16 protein-coding genes are annotated in these 15893 nt (G+C 46.3%); 11 read left to right on the plus strand and 5 right to left on the minus strand.

Translation table 11 applies throughout. The annotated features are described in order from the left end of the window. Positions 1 to 221 precede the first annotated feature (221 nt). Entirely contained in the window at positions 222 to 1157 is a 936-nt protein-coding gene (locus tag PBN151_RS12440) for a sensor histidine kinase (protein WP_139295339.1), read from the minus strand. Between the two features lie 9 nt (positions 1158 to 1166). Then, a complete protein-coding gene (locus tag PBN151_RS12445) occupies positions 1167 to 1871 on the minus strand; it encodes a response regulator transcription factor (RefSeq protein WP_072729172.1) in 705 nt (234 codons plus the stop codon). Between the two features lie 317 nt (positions 1872 to 2188). Between PBN151_RS12445 and PBN151_RS12450 the strand changes: the two genes are divergently transcribed. From PBN151_RS12450 to PBN151_RS12480, 7 genes are all read left to right on the plus strand, one after another. Beyond that, a complete protein-coding gene (locus PBN151_RS12450) occupies positions 2189 to 3397 on the plus strand; it encodes an MGDG synthase family glycosyltransferase (protein WP_072729173.1) in 1209 nt (402 codons plus the stop codon). A gap of 429 nt (positions 3398 to 3826) precedes the next feature. Further along, positions 3827 to 4198, plus strand: coding sequence for a hypothetical protein (locus PBN151_RS12455; protein WP_072729174.1), 372 nt, complete (start codon positions 3827 to 3829; stop codon positions 4196 to 4198). 101 nt (positions 4199 to 4299) lie between these two features. After that, entirely contained in the window at positions 4300 to 4431 is a 132-nt protein-coding gene (locus PBN151_RS12460) for a DUF4023 family protein (RefSeq protein ID WP_021257338.1), read from the plus strand. A gap of 259 nt (positions 4432 to 4690) precedes the next feature. Beyond that, positions 4691 to 5404 (plus strand): GNAT family N-acetyltransferase, encoded by a 714-nt coding sequence (locus tag PBN151_RS12465; RefSeq protein ID WP_175560694.1) that lies wholly within the window; start codon positions 4691 to 4693, stop codon positions 5402 to 5404. A 113-nt stretch (positions 5405 to 5517) separates the two neighbouring features. Then, positions 5518 to 6063, plus strand: a complete 546-nt coding sequence (locus tag PBN151_RS12470) for a PadR family transcriptional regulator (protein WP_072729175.1) — start codon at positions 5518 to 5520, stop codon at positions 6061 to 6063. Beyond that, the gene (locus tag PBN151_RS12475; protein WP_072729176.1) at positions 6047 to 7255 is read left to right on the plus strand and encodes a cytochrome P450; all 1209 of its coding nucleotides are present in this window, start codon (positions 6047 to 6049) and stop codon (positions 7253 to 7255) included. Before PBN151_RS12470 ends, PBN151_RS12475 begins: the two co-directional genes overlap by 17 nt. Positions 7256 to 7434: 179 nt before the next feature. After that, a complete protein-coding gene (locus PBN151_RS12480) occupies positions 7435 to 7803 on the plus strand; it encodes an MmcQ/YjbR family DNA-binding protein (RefSeq protein ID WP_036620387.1) in 369 nt (122 codons plus the stop codon). 112 nt (positions 7804 to 7915) lie between these two features. Here PBN151_RS12480 and PBN151_RS12485 read toward each other — a convergent pair whose 3' ends face one another. Next, positions 7916 to 8863, minus strand: a complete 948-nt coding sequence (locus PBN151_RS12485; protein WP_072729177.1) for a prenyltransferase — start codon at positions 8861 to 8863, stop codon at positions 7916 to 7918. A 685-nt stretch (positions 8864 to 9548) separates the two neighbouring features. On the opposite strand from PBN151_RS12485, the gene qoxA reads away from it, so the two are divergent. The 4 genes from qoxA to qoxD are packed head-to-tail and all read left to right on the plus strand — an operon-like array spanning position 9549 to position 13378. Beyond that, positions 9549 to 10523 (plus strand): cytochrome aa3 quinol oxidase subunit II, encoded by a 975-nt coding sequence (gene qoxA / locus PBN151_RS12490; RefSeq protein ID WP_021260887.1) that lies wholly within the window; start codon positions 9549 to 9551, stop codon positions 10521 to 10523. Between the two features lie 29 nt (positions 10524 to 10552). Further along, entirely contained in the window at positions 10553 to 12496 is a 1944-nt protein-coding gene (gene qoxB / locus PBN151_RS12495; protein WP_021257345.1) for a cytochrome aa3 quinol oxidase subunit I, read from the plus strand. Continuing rightward, the gene (gene qoxC / locus PBN151_RS12500; RefSeq protein WP_021257346.1) at positions 12493 to 13089 is read left to right on the plus strand and encodes a cytochrome aa3 quinol oxidase subunit III; all 597 of its coding nucleotides are present in this window, start codon (positions 12493 to 12495) and stop codon (positions 13087 to 13089) included. Before qoxB ends, qoxC begins: the two co-directional genes overlap by 4 nt. A 1-nt stretch (position 13090) precedes the next feature. Continuing rightward, complete coding sequence (gene qoxD, locus PBN151_RS12505) at positions 13091 to 13378, plus strand: cytochrome aa3 quinol oxidase subunit IV (protein ID WP_005545125.1); 288 nt, start codon at positions 13091 to 13093, stop codon at positions 13376 to 13378. A 67-nt stretch (positions 13379 to 13445) separates the two neighbouring features. Here the strand turns inward: qoxD and PBN151_RS12510 are convergent, their stop codons facing one another. Continuing rightward, positions 13446 to 14996 carry an extracellular solute-binding protein gene (locus PBN151_RS12510; RefSeq protein WP_083545116.1) on the minus strand — a complete coding sequence of 517 codons (1551 nt, stop codon included), beginning with the start codon at positions 14994 to 14996 and terminating at the stop codon, positions 13446 to 13448. 30 nt (positions 14997 to 15026) lie between these two features. Further along, complete coding sequence (locus PBN151_RS12515) at positions 15027 to 15893, minus strand: carbohydrate ABC transporter permease (RefSeq protein WP_072729178.1); 867 nt, start codon at positions 15891 to 15893, stop codon at positions 15027 to 15029.

Below are 15893 nucleotides of genomic sequence, written 5' to 3' on the forward strand. Positions count from 1 at the left end.
CTCTTCTGATGTCTTCATTGTATCGATTAGCTATTTCTTATTTCTTACCTAATCCTTACGAATTCCTTACGTTCTTTCCGTCTTGACATACAAATAAGGTCCGCAGAGTGCCATACTGGTTACAGCACAGCAAATCTCTTCGAACCTTGTGGCCCTTCCTTCGACGTCAACAGACCTGAACCATCACACAGCCAGCACCGGCCGGATTCTCGTAAAATACCTCAAGACATTCGCAGGAGCTTAATTGTGAAAATCGTTTTCTTAAAAGGCTTACTATGAAGTTCTATCGAACCGCCCATTGATTCAGCGAGCCGCTTCGTGATCGTTAACCCCAGTCCGCTGCCTTCGTAATTTTTGTTGCGGGAATCCTCCAGTGTATACATGCGCTCAAAAACACGGTCTTGGTGCTGTTCCGGAATCCCCTTGCCACGATCCCATACATCAACGAACAGATGCGTATCATCACTGCGCAGAGCTATGCCCAGCACACGGCCATCAGCCCCATACTCTATCGCATTGGAGATGAGATTGTTCAGTATGCGATCCAGTGCGTCTTCATTCCCTCTCGCATAGAGAGAAGCTTCCGGAATCTGAATATCAACCTCGAACCCCCTCTTTGAAAGCCGCTCATAAAATTGGAGAATATTTTTGCGGCATAGCTCGCTCATATCGACTCGAGTCAGCTCGACATGCTTGTCCCCAGATTCTAGCTTCGCTAAATCAAAAAAGGTATGTATAAGCTCTATCACTTCTACCGTCTTGCCATGCACCCGTGTGAGCAGGCGGTTCCGTTCTTCGTCACTGATGCGCTCACTGCTCAGATTCAGCGTCTCCAAGTAACCAAGTACAACGGTAAGCGGGGTCTTCAGATCATGAGAGATGTTCGATATCATCTTCCTCATCGCGATCTCCGTCTTCGCATAATTCGCCAGTGCCTTCTCATGATCGACCAGTAATTCATTTATTTGCTCAATGACCCCAATAATCTGCTTATCATCCGTGAACAGCAGGAGCTTCTCCGCAGATTGTGTTCGATGAATTTGTTCCAGCTTTTTTTGAATTTCTGTTAATTGCTGATTGCGTCTTGAATGATTCACATGCTGCGTGTAGACTACGATCAACAGGATTACCATACATATAGATAAAAGGCCCGTTATCATCATTGCTCAACCTTCCCACTTGTAGCCGATCCCCCACAAGGTCTTAATATGGGTAGGATTCGACGGATCGTCCTCTATCTTCTCCCGCAGCCGGCGAATGTGAACATTAATGACATTTTCATCGCCATAGTATTCATCGTTCCATACAAATCCATATATTTGTGCTTTTGTGAACACACGATTCGGGTTGGTTACGAATAACTTTAAAATATCGAATTCTTTGGAAGTGAGTTTCATAGTTTCTTCTTGCTTCTGTACAAGATAATTATCAAGATCGATTAGCAGTTGGCCTGCCTGAATGACGTTCTGTTCGGGCATTGGCTTCACCGCATCGATCTGAACGTACTTCGTTGCACGTCTAATTGCCGCCTTGATTCTCGCAGAGATTTCTAGCATCGAGAAGGGCTTCGCGATATAATCATCTGCGCCGAAGCCAAGTCCGAGTGCCTTGTCTACATCGCTGTCCTTCGCGGACATAATGAGAATTGGGATTGCGCTCCGCTCTCGAACAAGCTTAATCATCTCAAATCCATCTAGCTTCGGCATCATCAGATCGACAATCATCATATCGTATGTGTCAGAGGTGAACTTGGCCATGCCTTCTTCACCATTGGTTGCGGTCACTACATAAAATCCTTCCCTACTCAAATAATCCGATACCATTTCTACAATAGAAGCGTCATCTTCTACGATCAACAGCTTATGCTGCATGCCAGACTCACACCTTTCTCAGACCTTCTCGTTCATTATAGAACAATTACTTAATTTTGGGTCAAATCCCATTGGAAAAGGTAAGTAATAAAAAAAGCTGAAAATCCCCATAAATAGGACCAATAGCGGATAGAACTGGAATAGAGTCCGGACAGCATGCCCGACTCAGGTCTAGGATATAACCGAACTGAGGGCCATTTTCATGAATAGGGAGTTAGGATACGATATTAGTACCAGATAACAAGGAAACGATTGGCAGATCAGCGCAATCGAATATATAGACGAAGACTCAATTACGGCGAAGGAGTGTTATGAACATGTTCGAACGGATGGAAGCACCGTCCACACCGGGCAGGGCGAAGGTGCTTGTACTATCAGGCTCGATTGGCCACGGCCATATGCAGACTGCACAAGCAATTAAAGAAACGGCTGAACGTTGGTACGGCACAGAAGCAGATGTACACGTTGTTGATTATATGGAGCAGGTATCTCCTCACTTGCACAGTGTCGGCACGTATTGCTTCGTACAATGGGTGAAGCTGTTCCCTAGCATGTACGGGTATTTGTTCAATATGACTCGCAAGGATCGTAAGCTAGCACAGTTATTGAAGGGAGTCCGCTTCACAAGCTTGCGCCCGCTGATAAAGCTCGTAGAGCAGATGAAGCCAACTGTCATTGTCAGTACGTTCCCTGCTGCCAGTGCAGCAGTATCGAAGCTGAAGGAGCGCGGCATGATTGATTGCCCAGCTGTTACGGTCATTACTGACCATACAGATCACAGCTTCTGGCTGCATCCCTATACAGATTTATATTTAGCTGGCTCTGAAGATGCCAAGACGCAATTGATTGAGCAGGGTGTTCCTCAATCCCGCATTCAGGTGACGGGAATTCCGGTTCGTCCAGCCTTCTATGAATCCTATTCGAAGACAGAACTGCGCAAGAAGTACGGACTTGATTCCTCCAAGCTGACCGTTCTTCTGATGGGCGGTGGCTGCGGTTTGATGGATCCATCCATGTTGGATGTCATTGAGCAAGCTGGATGGGCACAGGATATGCAATTTATCATCATTTGTGGCAGCAACGATAAGCTTCGTTCACAATTAGAACGCTGGGCCGAATCCAGCCCGCTGCATGTTCGTATTGAAGGCTATGTGAAGCCTGTGCACGAATATATGGCGATGTCCGACCTAATGATTACGAAATCCGGCGGTGTTACTACCTCCGAGGCAGTTGTCCAACAGCTTCCACTACTCGTCTATAAGCCACTTCCTGGTCAAGAACAGGATAACATTCGCTACTTGCTGCGCAGTGGGGTTGCCTGCTGTGCGGAGGATGCAGAAGAATTGGTTGCGCAGTTGTCGATCTTCTCCCGACATCCGGAGACACTGCAATGGATGCGAGAGCGCGCGCAAGAAGAGGCTCCACGTTCCCCATTCCATGCGATGGATGCGATCGTGAATGCCCAGAGATACTCCTTATCGCGACGCCACACAATGGAGCAATGGCTGAACGAGACAATTGTGTAACTTGTTAATTTGCTTTGCAATTTATCTTCACCTACCGCATAGGGCTATTCACTTTATACAACGTATAAAGCAGAGTAGCTCTTTTTTAGGCCATGCACCTGGCATTTTTCTTTATACTGCACGATCACATATCATATGAGTAACCATCAGATTCTATCTTTCACGAAATTTGTTAGGAGTCATATAGAGACAGTGTAATAATATGATCTAATAAAAAAGGAGGGAGTGTGATTTGACAGAATAAAAATAGACCTCACCGCTCTTGCACACCCATTTTGATAGCCTCCATCGTAGACAAGCCCATTCCTTTGGCCACTTTGTAGGTTTCCAGCAATTTTGTCACGAACTTCACAGTTCCGCCGGCAATTGCAGCAAGAGCTCTTTCCACTTCAACGAAATTCGGATCGGCTCAAACAGGAGTGATTTAAATTGAAAAAAACTACAGTCAATTACATTCTGTTGGCGGTCATCGTAGCATTTGCCGTTTTTGCGTACTTTTTCATCCCCAATCCTCTCATACAGGAGATTGCCGTTTCTGGCGCCATTTTATATTTCGCAATTATGATGCTCCTACTCAGAATAAAGGACGATAGGGAGAAACCAGATAGAGCGAATAAAAAGACGGGAATTTATTCGGAATTTTACAGAGGAGTTTACGTCGGTTTCGGTATCGTTCTAGGCATTAATTTTTTCATTCACCTATTTGCCGATGATGAAACCATGAAAATTACATCTAGAGTGTTCACATGTACCTATGCCGCTATTTTAGGCATTTTCTATTTGACAACGAGGAACAAGTAACATGAGCCGCAATTCAACAATAAATACGACTTATGTGGACATGATTTTCCCTTCAACCGGTTATAGTATCAAGGAATGCCTAACAAGGAGGGATCTGTTCAATGGAAGACACCAAGCAATTCGTGGATAAGCTGCATGAAGACCAGCAGAAGGCAAAGCGCAACCAGCAGCGCCATGGCGAAGGCAACCCAGGTTCGAGCTTGCCAGGAAAGCAGCACAGCACTAACAAATAAAAGAAGAAAAGCCGCGCAAAAGATCCCGAAGCCGCATTCAAACGCGGTAAGGAGTCCTGCACGGCTTGTTTACTATATAGGGGGGATATCATTCAACCTGCATACTCGAAATTCATCCACAACGGCAAACGGGAGTAAGGGCACATGCGTTGACTTAGACGAATGCGCAGCAGTACGATAGACAGGAGGTTTCCGAAATTCGGTCGACAAAATGAACAAGCAAAGAAAGCCTAACGTGGAACCTTATTTACATTGAATCATGATCCGAGGTGGAACCATTTGTAATTCAAGAGCAAGTCACGCTAACGTTACAACGAACAGAATTTCCGAACCCAACTACGTAAAACTACGCCGCACAGATATCCGCCAAGCTGCCGTCGTCCTTGCGCAAGGCTTCATGGATGACCCGCTATATGAGCATATGCTTCCGGAGCGGACAACCCGCCTTGAGGTGCTCATCATCTTTTTCCGCAACTATATTGCCATGCTGTATGAGGAAGCCGACCTGTATGCAACGTCCGAACGGCTTGAAGCCGTTGCCCTCGTGTTCCGCTCTGAGCTGACAGGAGTGTCCCGGTTCTCACATGCACGGTACTTGTACCGAATTGCTTGTGCTATTATCAAATCAATCCCGATGTGCCGTTATATCAGCATCCATCAATTTATACGTGGATTGTCAACGCTTAACTCTATGAGCTCCGCCTGGATATCCGAACTGAACGAGCAGGATTATATCCATTTGGACATGCTTGTCGTGCAGCCGCAATTCCGCGGTCAGGGTTTTGTCAGCCAATTAATGAGGCCCTTGCTCTCTGAGTGCGATGCGCGTGGCATTCCTTGCACGCTGGAGACGCATAACCCGAGCAACATTTCCTTGTATGGACATTATGGATTCGAAATGGTGGATACAATCCCAATGCCCGGGAACAGCGTATCCCAACAATACTGCATGGTGTATCGTCCTGATAAATAGTTAATTCATACTTTTTACATGTATTTACATTTACTGAGCCGCATATGATCAATTATCCCTGAGCATAGGTTAAAATAACCTATGCTCTAATTTATATACGAACAGGAGGACATATGTACATCGATATATTGTTGCTTCATCATCTCATGATTAAGCCTAAGCACGGCTATGAGGTAAAGAAGCAGTTGGAGCGTCTGTTCGCCGACTCCATCCGCGTCAACAACAACATGCTCTATCCCTCCCTTCGCAAGTTCGAACAGATGGGAGCCATTACGAAGGAAGTGGACGCCCGGCCTGGAAAGCCTTCCCGCCACATGTACGCCATTACTGAGCTAGGAAAAAAGATGTTTCATAAGCTGCTGCGGGAATTCCCTCCGGAATTTGCAGCTCATGAGAATGAATTCATTGTTCGTGTTAGTTTGTTCGATTATTTGCAACTTCCCGAACAGCAGGCGATTTTGAACGCCCGATCCGTTTATCTTCGCAGCCAACTCGAAATCATTACCCAAGGACAGTCACTCACCGAAGGCAAACCTTTCGCCATGAGCACATTTCAATTCCTGATCAAGAAGCTTCGAGACGAACTGAACTGGATCGAAACTCTTAACGACCAGCTATACAATTACGGAGGAGGTAAATCAATTGAAAACAAAGGGTGAAATTTTTATTCATGAGATTACTGGGTTCAAAACGAAAGAGCAGTTGTGGAATCCGTATGCCTGGTTCCAGCATATGCGTGAAAAGAACCCTGTCTATTACGACGCAGAGCAGGATGTGTGGAATGTATTCCGCTATGAGGAAGCAAAGCGAGTTCTCTCGGATCATCAACTCTTCTCCAGCGTTCGCGAGCGCAGTATCGTCCCCGTTCCGAGGGATAACAGTGGTATCAGCCTGACCCTCTCGGATCCGCCGATACATCGTAAGCGTCGTGCGCTTATTGCCAAAGCATTCGTTCCACGCAGCTTGGATCAGTGGAAGCCGAAAATTCAAGCAATCGTCGATGGATTACTTGACAACATGCAATCACAGAGCACGGTGGACATTGTGAAGGCATACGCTGTCCCGCTGCCTGTGACCGTAATTGCCAACCTGCTTGGCGTGCCGTCACGGGATTGGGAACAGATCAAACACTGGTCCAACATTTTGTTCATGGGCCATCATCGGGGGAGCATTGAGCAGCAGAAGCTTCAAAAAGACACGGCCATTAAAGAATTCTCAGCATATTTACTCCCCCTTGTTTTGGAGAAACGAGCACACCCTCAAGACGACATCTTGTCCGACCTGACCATGGCAGAATACGAAGGAAGCCGATTGACCGATGAGGAAATCGCAAGAACCGGTATCGGCCTCTTGGGTGCCGGAAATGAAACGACAACTACACTCATTACGAATTGTTTCTATAGTCTGCTCTATGATCAACCTTCTGCTTATAAAGAGCTGCGCAAACATCCTGAGTTTGCCCCACAAGCGATCGACGAAACACTGCGCCACCGGTTCCACATCTCCATTGATCGTACAATCACGCAGGATACGAATGTGTTCGGCCCGCCTATGAAGAAGGGGCAGATCGTGATCGCTTGGATGAGTTCCGCGAACCGGGACGACAGACAATTTGCCTATCCAGAGAAATTCGATATTCATCGCATAGGCAACGACAAGCATTTGACCTTCGGCAGCGGCCACCATTTCTGTCTTGGCGCACCACTTGCCCGGCTGGAGGCAGAATATGCGCTAACATCCTTCGTCAAGCGGTTCCCTTTCGCTTCCGCATCGGAGACCTTCTACCTTGACGAGCATATGCCTGATCACAGCCACAAACTCTCCAGCCTACCGATCCGAATTCATGGATAGTCCATTTCCTTCTCCAACTCTACCTTTCCGCAACAAGAGAAATCTATCGCCGTATTTTTAGCAAATTCGACAAATTTTTTAAATGAACTTACAGAAGTCAATCCGCCCCGTTGCATTTCTATCAACCTTTCGATATGCTAAAGATAACTATCTTCATCTATGAAAAGGAATGTTTCGACATGCAGGATTGGAATGACTATTGTTTTGACAAACAAGGCGCTCGTCTGACCTACCCGTTCGGAGACGATGTCCCCGTATTCCGTGTAGGTGGCAAAATATTTGCTTTGTTCCGTGAAACGGACGGTTGTCCAAGTGTTACGTTGAAGTGTGACCCCTTCCGTGCCGAGTCCCTGCGCGAGCAATTCGCCGAGATCACACCGGGTTATCACATGAACAAGCGACATTGGAACACGGTGGCGCTCAATGGCAGCTTGAGTGATCAAGATATTCAGATGCTCATTGACCACTCTTATGATCTCGTCTTTAAGTCTCTGACGAGAGAAGAGAAAGCTGTCATTACCGCAAATCAATTGATGGGGCGAGTGTAGGTGATCATTCACCTTTACGGTTCGGAGGACGTCAATGTCCTACATGGATGACGTCTTTTTGCGGACAAATAAGACAGGGGATGTGCCAAGCGGCACATCCCTTGTCTTATGTTCAAGAGAATAAGATTGCTAATCCCAACACAAGGATACGAGCAGCATTCATCAGAATGAAGTTCTTCACGGCCAGTACAAAGGTATGTTCCTTCGTCTGCTTCGTTATGAATTTCTTCATATTTCTTCGTACAGGAATGAACGTTGCCACAATAAGCAGCAACAGCACAGGGTGTACCCCGATGGCAAAGAGGACAATGACGTCCAGGTACGCCGCCACATACAACCATTGGAACAACAACAGTGCGCTCGGCTTCCCGATATATACAGGCAGTGTATACCGCTTGTTCGCCAGATCGTCCTCAATGTCGCAAATATTATTCGCCAGCATAATATTCGCTATGCTCAGAACAGCTGGAATCGATATCGCGAACACCAACAGCACTTCTATTAGATTGATATCGAGATGAGCCATCCGAAAGTCAATCGCCAGTGATACAAGCTGTTCCTTGTCTACATGTATGTATGTAGAAATGAAAATGATAACGAACCCCATAAACAATCCCGAGAACAACTCACCAAGCGGCATTCGTGATATCGCAATCGGACCCAGCGAATAGAGGAAACCTACAAGGAAAGACAAGCCTCCTAACCCAAGAATAAGAATATCCGTCTGCAGCACCAAGGCAACCCCAGAGCTTATGGCCGTTACAAGAAGCATAACAATGACCCCAACTACCCTCGACTCCTTGAGTCCATAGGATACAATCGCATTGTGTACTTCATAACCATACCCGTGTGTTTTAATCGCCTTTTTGTAATCAATATAATTATTAATGGCCGTGGTCGCCATGTCGAAAGACAATAATGAGGCGAACATAAGTAGAAATGGAACTAGCCGAAATTCATGAAATCGATATAGCGCGTATAACGTTCCGATGAAGAACGGTATCATGCTCGCTACTTTCGTTTGGATTTCAACTAACCTAAGAAATTGCCCAACCTTCACCTCGTTACCCCCATGTTCCGCAAATAAATTGGTGTACCGCCACTGTTCTTGAACCCACATAAAAATATATCAAAATCCGCCTTCCTCGGATAGTGGATGATATATTCTACCTCATAAGGTGTCGTATTCTAGCGAAAACCCGCGAATTCACGAGTAATTAGAGCTAAAAACACTCTATCCTACTTAAAATTAGAATTATTTCCTAACAATCGTTATGAATGGTTATTCTGTGCTGTTCGTAAACGATGTATTACAAAACGGAGCGAGCGTGCGCTAGAACGAGCAATTCGGATCTCACCATTGCTTATCTACCACGGTTCATACCAACATGCACATTTACTTCTGCTGTACACAAATCCTTTAAAATTGAGGAATAATGTGGGTTTTACCGCCTTTGAAGGGTGCACAATTGTGACAGTATTGGTACACTTGATGGTCTTAGAGGCAATTATGAACAAATTTCAAAAACGGCGATTTTGGCGGAAATTCAATGATATTTATCACTTTTTCGGCTTTTGGGCTCAATTTGTGCAGGAAAAATTGATCCTTATATGGATATCTATGTCAACTAAGGATCACTATGTCATTTGTAATTCAGAGTGCTTCCTAATAAGATATAGCATGGTTACAATATCCCGATTTCCTACTATATATAAAGCCAACCAACAGAGAAAGGGGTACCTTGATGAAAAAGAAAGGGTTGTTATTCACCTTATTCGCAGCTCTTCTTGTCCTCTTGACCGGTTGTGATTCATTAGATGTTTTGAATCCGAAAGGTCCTCAGGCCAAGACGCAGTCCGACGTCATTATTTTCTCCATGATTATGATGGCAGGAATTTTGTTCGTCGTGTACGCACTTTATATTTTCATGTTAACGAAGTATCGCGCTTCAAAATCAGCACCTGATTATGAGCCTCCTCATGAGGAAGGCAGCAAGTGGCTGGAAATTACGTGGACGTTAATTCCGGTCATTATTGTAACCGTGCTATCTGTTGTGACGATTCGCTCTACTGTTGCAGTAGAATCGCCTCCAGAAGGCTATGACAATCAGAAGCCACTCGTTATTTATGCCGCATCATCCAACTTCAAATGGCATTTCAGCTATCCAGAAGAAGGCATTGAAACAGTGAACTATCTGAATATCCCTACGAATCGCCCAATCGAGTTCCGTCTCTATTCTTACGGACCGATTACAAGCTTCTGGGTACCGCAGCTTGGCGGTCAGAAGTACGCGATGAGCGACATGGTGACGACACTTCACCTTGCAGCTGATCATGAAGGTTCATTTATGGGTAAAAACTCGAACTTCAGCGGTAAAGGCTTTGCACACATGCAATTCGAAGTGCTCGCAATGTCCCCAACCAAGTACACAGAGTGGGTAAAAGAAGTGAAGGGTACCGCTTCTGAATTGACAGAAGAGGAATTCAACTCCTTGCTGAAGACCGAATTTGTAGGACGGAAATCTTATTCCTCCACACACTTGACATTCAGACCAGCACCAGAGGGCGAACATGGCGGCCACAATCATGGTGGATCGTCTCATGACGACTCTCATAAGGAATCGGATAAAGAAATGGATCACTCGAAAATGGATCATTCGAACATGGAACATTCCAACGATGAACACCAAGAGATGGATCATTCTCAACATGGCAACTAGATTGAACAAGAAAGGAGTAATTTGAGACTATGAAATGGGACGAATTTTTCGTTACCGGCGAACCGATGATTTATGGCGCTATGGCCAGCATCGTGCTCGTGACGATAGCCATCATCTTCAGCTTGACCTATTTCAAAAAATGGGGCTATCTGTGGCGGGAATGGCTGACAACCGTTGACCATAAGAAAATCGGTATCATGTACATCCTGAGTGCCCTGGTCATGCTGTTCCGCGGCGGTATGGACGCTCTGATGATGCGTACGCAGCTGGCTGCACCTGATATGAAGTTCCTGGATGCCCAGCACTATAATGAAGTATTTACAACGCACGGCGTTATTATGATTCTCTTTATGGCGATGCCATTTATTATCGGCTTGATGAACGTAGTTATTCCGCTCCAAATCGGGGCACGCGACGTCGCATTCCCTCGCCTGAACGCAGTCAGCTTCTGGCTGTTCTTCTGGGGAGCAATGCTGTTCAACATCTCGTTCGTTATCGGGGGCTCCCCGGATGCGGGCTGGACATCTTACTTCCCGCTTGCAGGTCCTGAGCTTGCACCGAAGATCGGGAATAACTTCTATGCGATCGCATTGCAGATTGCAGGTCTTGGTACTTTGATGACAGGCGTCAACTTCATCGTTACGATCTTGAGAATGCGCGCACCTGGCATGACATTGATGAAAATGCCAATGTTCACGTGGTCGGTTCTGATCACGAACGTTATCATTTTGTTCGCATTCCCTGTATTGACTGTAGCGCTTGCGCTTATGACATTCGACCGCATGTTCGGCTCTCAGTTCTTCTCGATGGCCAACGGCGGTATGGATATGCTCTGGGCCAACCTGTTCTGGGTATGGGGACATCCTGAGGTATATATCGTTATCTTGCCGGCCTTCGGTATATATAGTGAAATTATCTCAACGTTCTCTCGCAAGAACTTGTACGGTTACAAATCGATGGTTGTCAGTATGGTAGCCATCTCGCTCTTGTCCTTCCTCGTGTGGGCGCATCACTTCTACACGATGGGTCACGGCGCAATGGTTAACGGATTCTTCTCCGTTAGTACGATGGCGATCTCGATTCCGACCGGGGTTAAGATATTTAACTGGCTGTTCACCCTGCGAAAGGGTAAGATACAGTTCACAACACCGATGCTGTACTCTCTTGCCTTCATTCCAATCTTCACGATTGGTGGCGTAACGGGCGTTATGCTTGCAATGGCAAGTGCTGACTATCAGTATCACAATACGATGTTCTTGGTTGCTCACTTCCACTACGTATTGATTCCAGGTACCGTATTTGCGGTTATCGCAGGTATGTACTACTGGTTCCCTAAATTGTTCGGCTTCCGCCTGAACGAGCGTCTTGGTAAGATCAGCTTCTGGTTCATCGCAATCTTCTTTAACGTGACATTCCTTCCATTGTTCTTCTTGGGACTGAAAGGTATGACACGCCGTATGTACACGTACTCTGCAGAAACTGGCTTCGGCCCGCTCAACTTGCTTGCAACAATCGGTTCTGTCGGTCTTGCTATCGGCTTCGCGATTCTCGTGTACAACATTTACTGGAGCTTCCGCTACCAGCCTAGAGATACAACGAGCGATCCGTGGGATGCACGCTCGCTTGAATGGGCAACGCACAGTCCGGTGCCTGAATATAACTTTGCTATCGTTCCAAAGGTGAAGAGCCTTGATGCCTTCTGGCTCTGGAAAAAGAACAAGCAACCATTGTTCGAAGGTGAGCTTGAAGAAATCCATATGCCGAACAATAACGGCCAGCCGTTCATTCTCGGTGTTATCTTCTTCTTCTGGGGATTCTTTATGGTATTTATGTGGTGGACACCTGCCATTATCACAAGCTTCCTCATTCTGATTATGCTTGCAGTACGTTCCTTTGAACGGGATCATGGCCGCCATATCTCGGTGAAGGAAATCAAAAAGACGGAACAACAATTGCGGGGTGATAGAGCATGAAGATCGATAATACGCTGCCGCTAGAATATCAGACAGAGGAGAACCGTAACCGAATCTTCGGCTTCTGGCTGTTCCTCGGCGCGGAGATTGTACTCTTCGCGACTTTGTTCGCCGTTTACTTTACACTGTGGACTCGTACGGGCAACGGCCCGTCTGCCAAAGAAATCTTTGAAATCAAGCCTGTATTGCTGGAGACATTCCTGCTCTTAACGAGTAGCTTCACTTGCGGACTTGCGATTCACAGTATGCGCATGAAACTGAAGAAGCCAGCCATGGTCTTCTTCGGAATCACGCTGCTGCTCGGCCTAGGCTTCCTGGGTGTTGAGATTTTCGAATTCGTCACTTACGTGCATGAAGGTGCAACACTGCAAACTTCTGCCTTCCTGTCCAGCTTGTTCGTCTTGCTTGGAACACACGGTGCGCACGTAACGATGGGTCTTCTGTGGGGATCCGGATTGATGATGCAAATCAAGCGTGAAGGATTTACACATGATACAGCGAACAAGTCGTTCATCTTCTCGCTGTACTGGCACTTCCTTGACGTAGTATGGATCTTTATCTTCAGCTTCGTATACTTGAAAGGAATGATGTGATATGAAACAACTATTCCCGATACGTCATGTAATGGGTTATGTCTTCTCTCTCGTCCTTTCTGTCGTTGCGTTAGCCGTCATTGTATGGGATATGTCATTCACAACAGGACTTACAATCTTGATCATCTGCGCAGCTATCCAGGCTGCCGTGCAATTGTTCCTGTTCATGCATATCGATGAAGATAAGACAACGAAAACAGCCAACTATACGAATATTCTGTACGCATTATTCGTAGCTCTCGTGACGTTGTTCGGTACACTGTTCACGATGATCTGGGGTTACTTGTAAGAAGAACGAAGAGGCTATCCTTGAAGTCGCAAGACTTCAGGATAGCCTCTTTTTTTGCAGTGATGAGCTACTTCTTTGCCAAGAAGGCATCAATTTGACGCTGCAGCTCCTGCTGAATCCGCTTGAGGGAAGGCCCTGCTTCAACCTCGAATTTCTTCAGTGTCTCCTCAGGATCAAGGACGCCATTGAACAATGCAGGATAGTACTTCGCCTCGACCGTATTATATTGGCTAAGGTCATTCTGTACAGTAGAGGAATCGAATTCGAATCCCGTCAATATATCCTTCGTGAAGCTGTCTGCATCGCGGAGTACAGCATCGAAGTGTTCGTACGTTTTGTCTGCTTCCACATCTGTCCGCTCATCGATTGGATTCCATACCCATACATAGCCGAATTGCGAATACCCCTTCGTATCGAGCAATTTGAATTCCTTGTCGCCAAGAGCTTCCCAATGCTTCCCTTGTATCCCGTAGGACAGCAGATCATAATTTTCCTTCTGATTCGCCCAGTCCATAAACATGACAGCACGTTCCTTATTTTTGCTTACCTTCGGAACGGCGAGGAAGTTCCACTGCTTGAAGTTCGAGATATTTGCCCCTTTGGTCGGATCGAAGAAGGTCACGGTCTCCAGATCACCGTTCGGAACATTGCTCTTGAACTGCTGATCGAAGGAGAGTCCTGTACCGAACGATCCCTTCGTCACGATAGCGGCTTTCCCGCTCATGAAAGGCTGAATGAAATCCTTCGCAGTCAAAATATCCTTGTATACGAGGCCATCTTTATACATCTGTCTGGCCTCCTTCAACCATGTCATAATCGGTTCCTTATCCTCGAACAGATTGAATACTTTGCCATCATTATTTTTGTAGTATAAGGTCAGACTGCTTCCGAGTGCATGGGTAAACCGCGCATGCGTAATGTAATCATGAAGACTGCGCTGGCCGACAATCGAATACGTCTGCTGCCCGGTAGTTCCTGCCGCCGTAAACGGCGCAATGCCCGGCTCCTTATCCTTCACCTTGTAAGCAAAATCAATTAACTCCTTATAGGTCTTGATAGGCGGCACACCCAGCTTCTCACGAATATCCTTGCGCACGACATAAGCGTTGCCCGCCATGTAGACTAATCCAAGCGGCACTGCCATGATTTTGCCGTCATACTTGTTCGCATCCCACATTTGCTGTGGACGCTTCTCTAACACGTTCTTGCCATACTGCTTGAGCAGATCATCTAGCGGCTCATAGTAGCCGTCTGCAATCATTTGATTGATATGCAGCCATGGTGCATCGAAGATCAGATCGATATTTTCACCAGAAGCAAGGGTCACCTGTGTCTTCTGCCCCAAGTCAGCCCACGGCACGAATACGATGTCCAGCTTGACGTTAATCGTATCCTTCATCCGCTTTTCTGCTTCAGCAATGACAAGATCCATATCTGGCGGACGGTCTCCCGGGATCATAATCTTCAATGTAACCGGTTCCAATTTACTGCCTGACGACTCGCTCCCCTTCGAGGCATCCGTGCTGGACGATCCTTCCGTCCCTTTTGAGCAGCCCACAATCAGAGACAAGGACAATAGCAACACAAGCGAGATGTTCCACCAGCGTTTCATTTTCATTTCTTCGTCCCCCCTACAACAAGATATGAATTAGCCTTTCACGGATCCTAATGTCATGCCTTTAATGAAATATTTCTGCACAAATGGATATACGAACACAATCGGCCCAATAGTGATGCAGACAATAGCAAGCTGCATGCCGTAGGTTGGGACGACAATATTGTATTCCGTCTTGCTCCCTGCCACGTATGCCATGGCATTCAAGTTAGACATCAGCTGTCTAATCATCATCTGCAGCGGATGAAGCTTATAGTTATCAATAAATAGCAGCGACAAGTACCAGTCATTCCAATATTGCAGCGCATAGAACAGAGCAACCGTTGCAATGACCGGCAGGGAAATCGGCCATATGACACGGAAGAAGATACGAATGTCATTGGCCCCATCCACAGTGGCTGCTTCGTTCAACTCATAAGGCAGAGACCGATAATAGGACACAAGGATGAAGGCATAGAACGGGTTCAGCAGGTATGGCAGGACAAGAGCCCATAAAGAGTCTTTCAGATTAAGCCAGTTCGCAATGAGCATGTAGAATCCTACAAGTCCTGCGCCGAACAGCATCGTGAAGAAGGTTAGGAAGGACAGAATATTCCGATATTTCACCTTCGGATGACTCAGCACGTATGCATAGGAAGCTGTAAGGAGAACGCCAAGCACCGTTCCGGTAATGGTGACAAATAACGTGACACCATAGCTCCGGAAGACCTGATCTCCGGACAAGAGCATGGCGTACGCATCTAAGCTGAAGGACGTGGGGAACAACTGATATCCAGCAGTCTGGATATAGGATTCGTTCGCAAAGGAATTGATCAACACAATCCAAAACGGGATGAAGCAAATCAGGGCAAAACCAATTAGAAAACCATATACAATGCCAAGAAACAATCGTTCACGCAT

This window comes from Paenibacillus sp. NAIST15-1 (assembly GCF_001894745.1).
Taxonomy (GTDB): Bacteria; Bacillota; Bacilli; order Paenibacillales; family Paenibacillaceae; genus Paenibacillus_B; species Paenibacillus_B suaedae.

Bases quoted from the DNA above. Each gene is read 5' to 3' on its own strand.
- qoxB (WP_021257345.1), top strand. From the start codon at position 10,553: ATGAAATGGGACGAATTTTTCGTTACCGGCGAACCGATGATTTATGGC.
- PBN151_RS12450 (WP_072729173.1), top strand. From the start codon at position 2,189: ATGTTCGAACGGATGGAAGCACCGTCCACACCGGGCAGGGCGAAGGTG.
- PBN151_RS12510 (WP_083545116.1), bottom strand. From the start codon at position 14,996: ATGAAAATGAAACGCTGGTGGAACATCTCGCTTGTGTTGCTATTGTCC.
- PBN151_RS12465 (WP_175560694.1), top strand. From the start codon at position 4,691: ATGATCCGAGGTGGAACCATTTGTAATTCAAGAGCAAGTCACGCTAAC.
- qoxA (WP_021260887.1), top strand. From the start codon at position 9,549: ATGAAAAAGAAAGGGTTGTTATTCACCTTATTCGCAGCTCTTCTTGTC.
- PBN151_RS12460 (WP_021257338.1), top strand. From the start codon at position 4,300: ATGGAAGACACCAAGCAATTCGTGGATAAGCTGCATGAAGACCAGCAG.
- PBN151_RS12515 (WP_072729178.1), bottom strand. From the start codon at position 15,893: ATGCGTGAACGATTGTTTCTTGGCATTGTATATGGTTTTCTAATTGGT.
- qoxD (WP_005545125.1), top strand. From the start codon at position 13,091: ATGAAACAACTATTCCCGATACGTCATGTAATGGGTTATGTCTTCTCT.
- PBN151_RS12445 (WP_072729172.1), bottom strand. From the start codon at position 1,871: ATGCAGCATAAGCTGTTGATCGTAGAAGATGACGCTTCTATTGTAGAA.
- PBN151_RS12480 (WP_036620387.1), top strand. From the start codon at position 7,435: ATGCAGGATTGGAATGACTATTGTTTTGACAAACAAGGCGCTCGTCTG.
- PBN151_RS12470 (WP_072729175.1), top strand. From the start codon at position 5,518: ATGTACATCGATATATTGTTGCTTCATCATCTCATGATTAAGCCTAAG.
- qoxC (WP_021257346.1), top strand. From the start codon at position 12,493: ATGAAGATCGATAATACGCTGCCGCTAGAATATCAGACAGAGGAGAAC.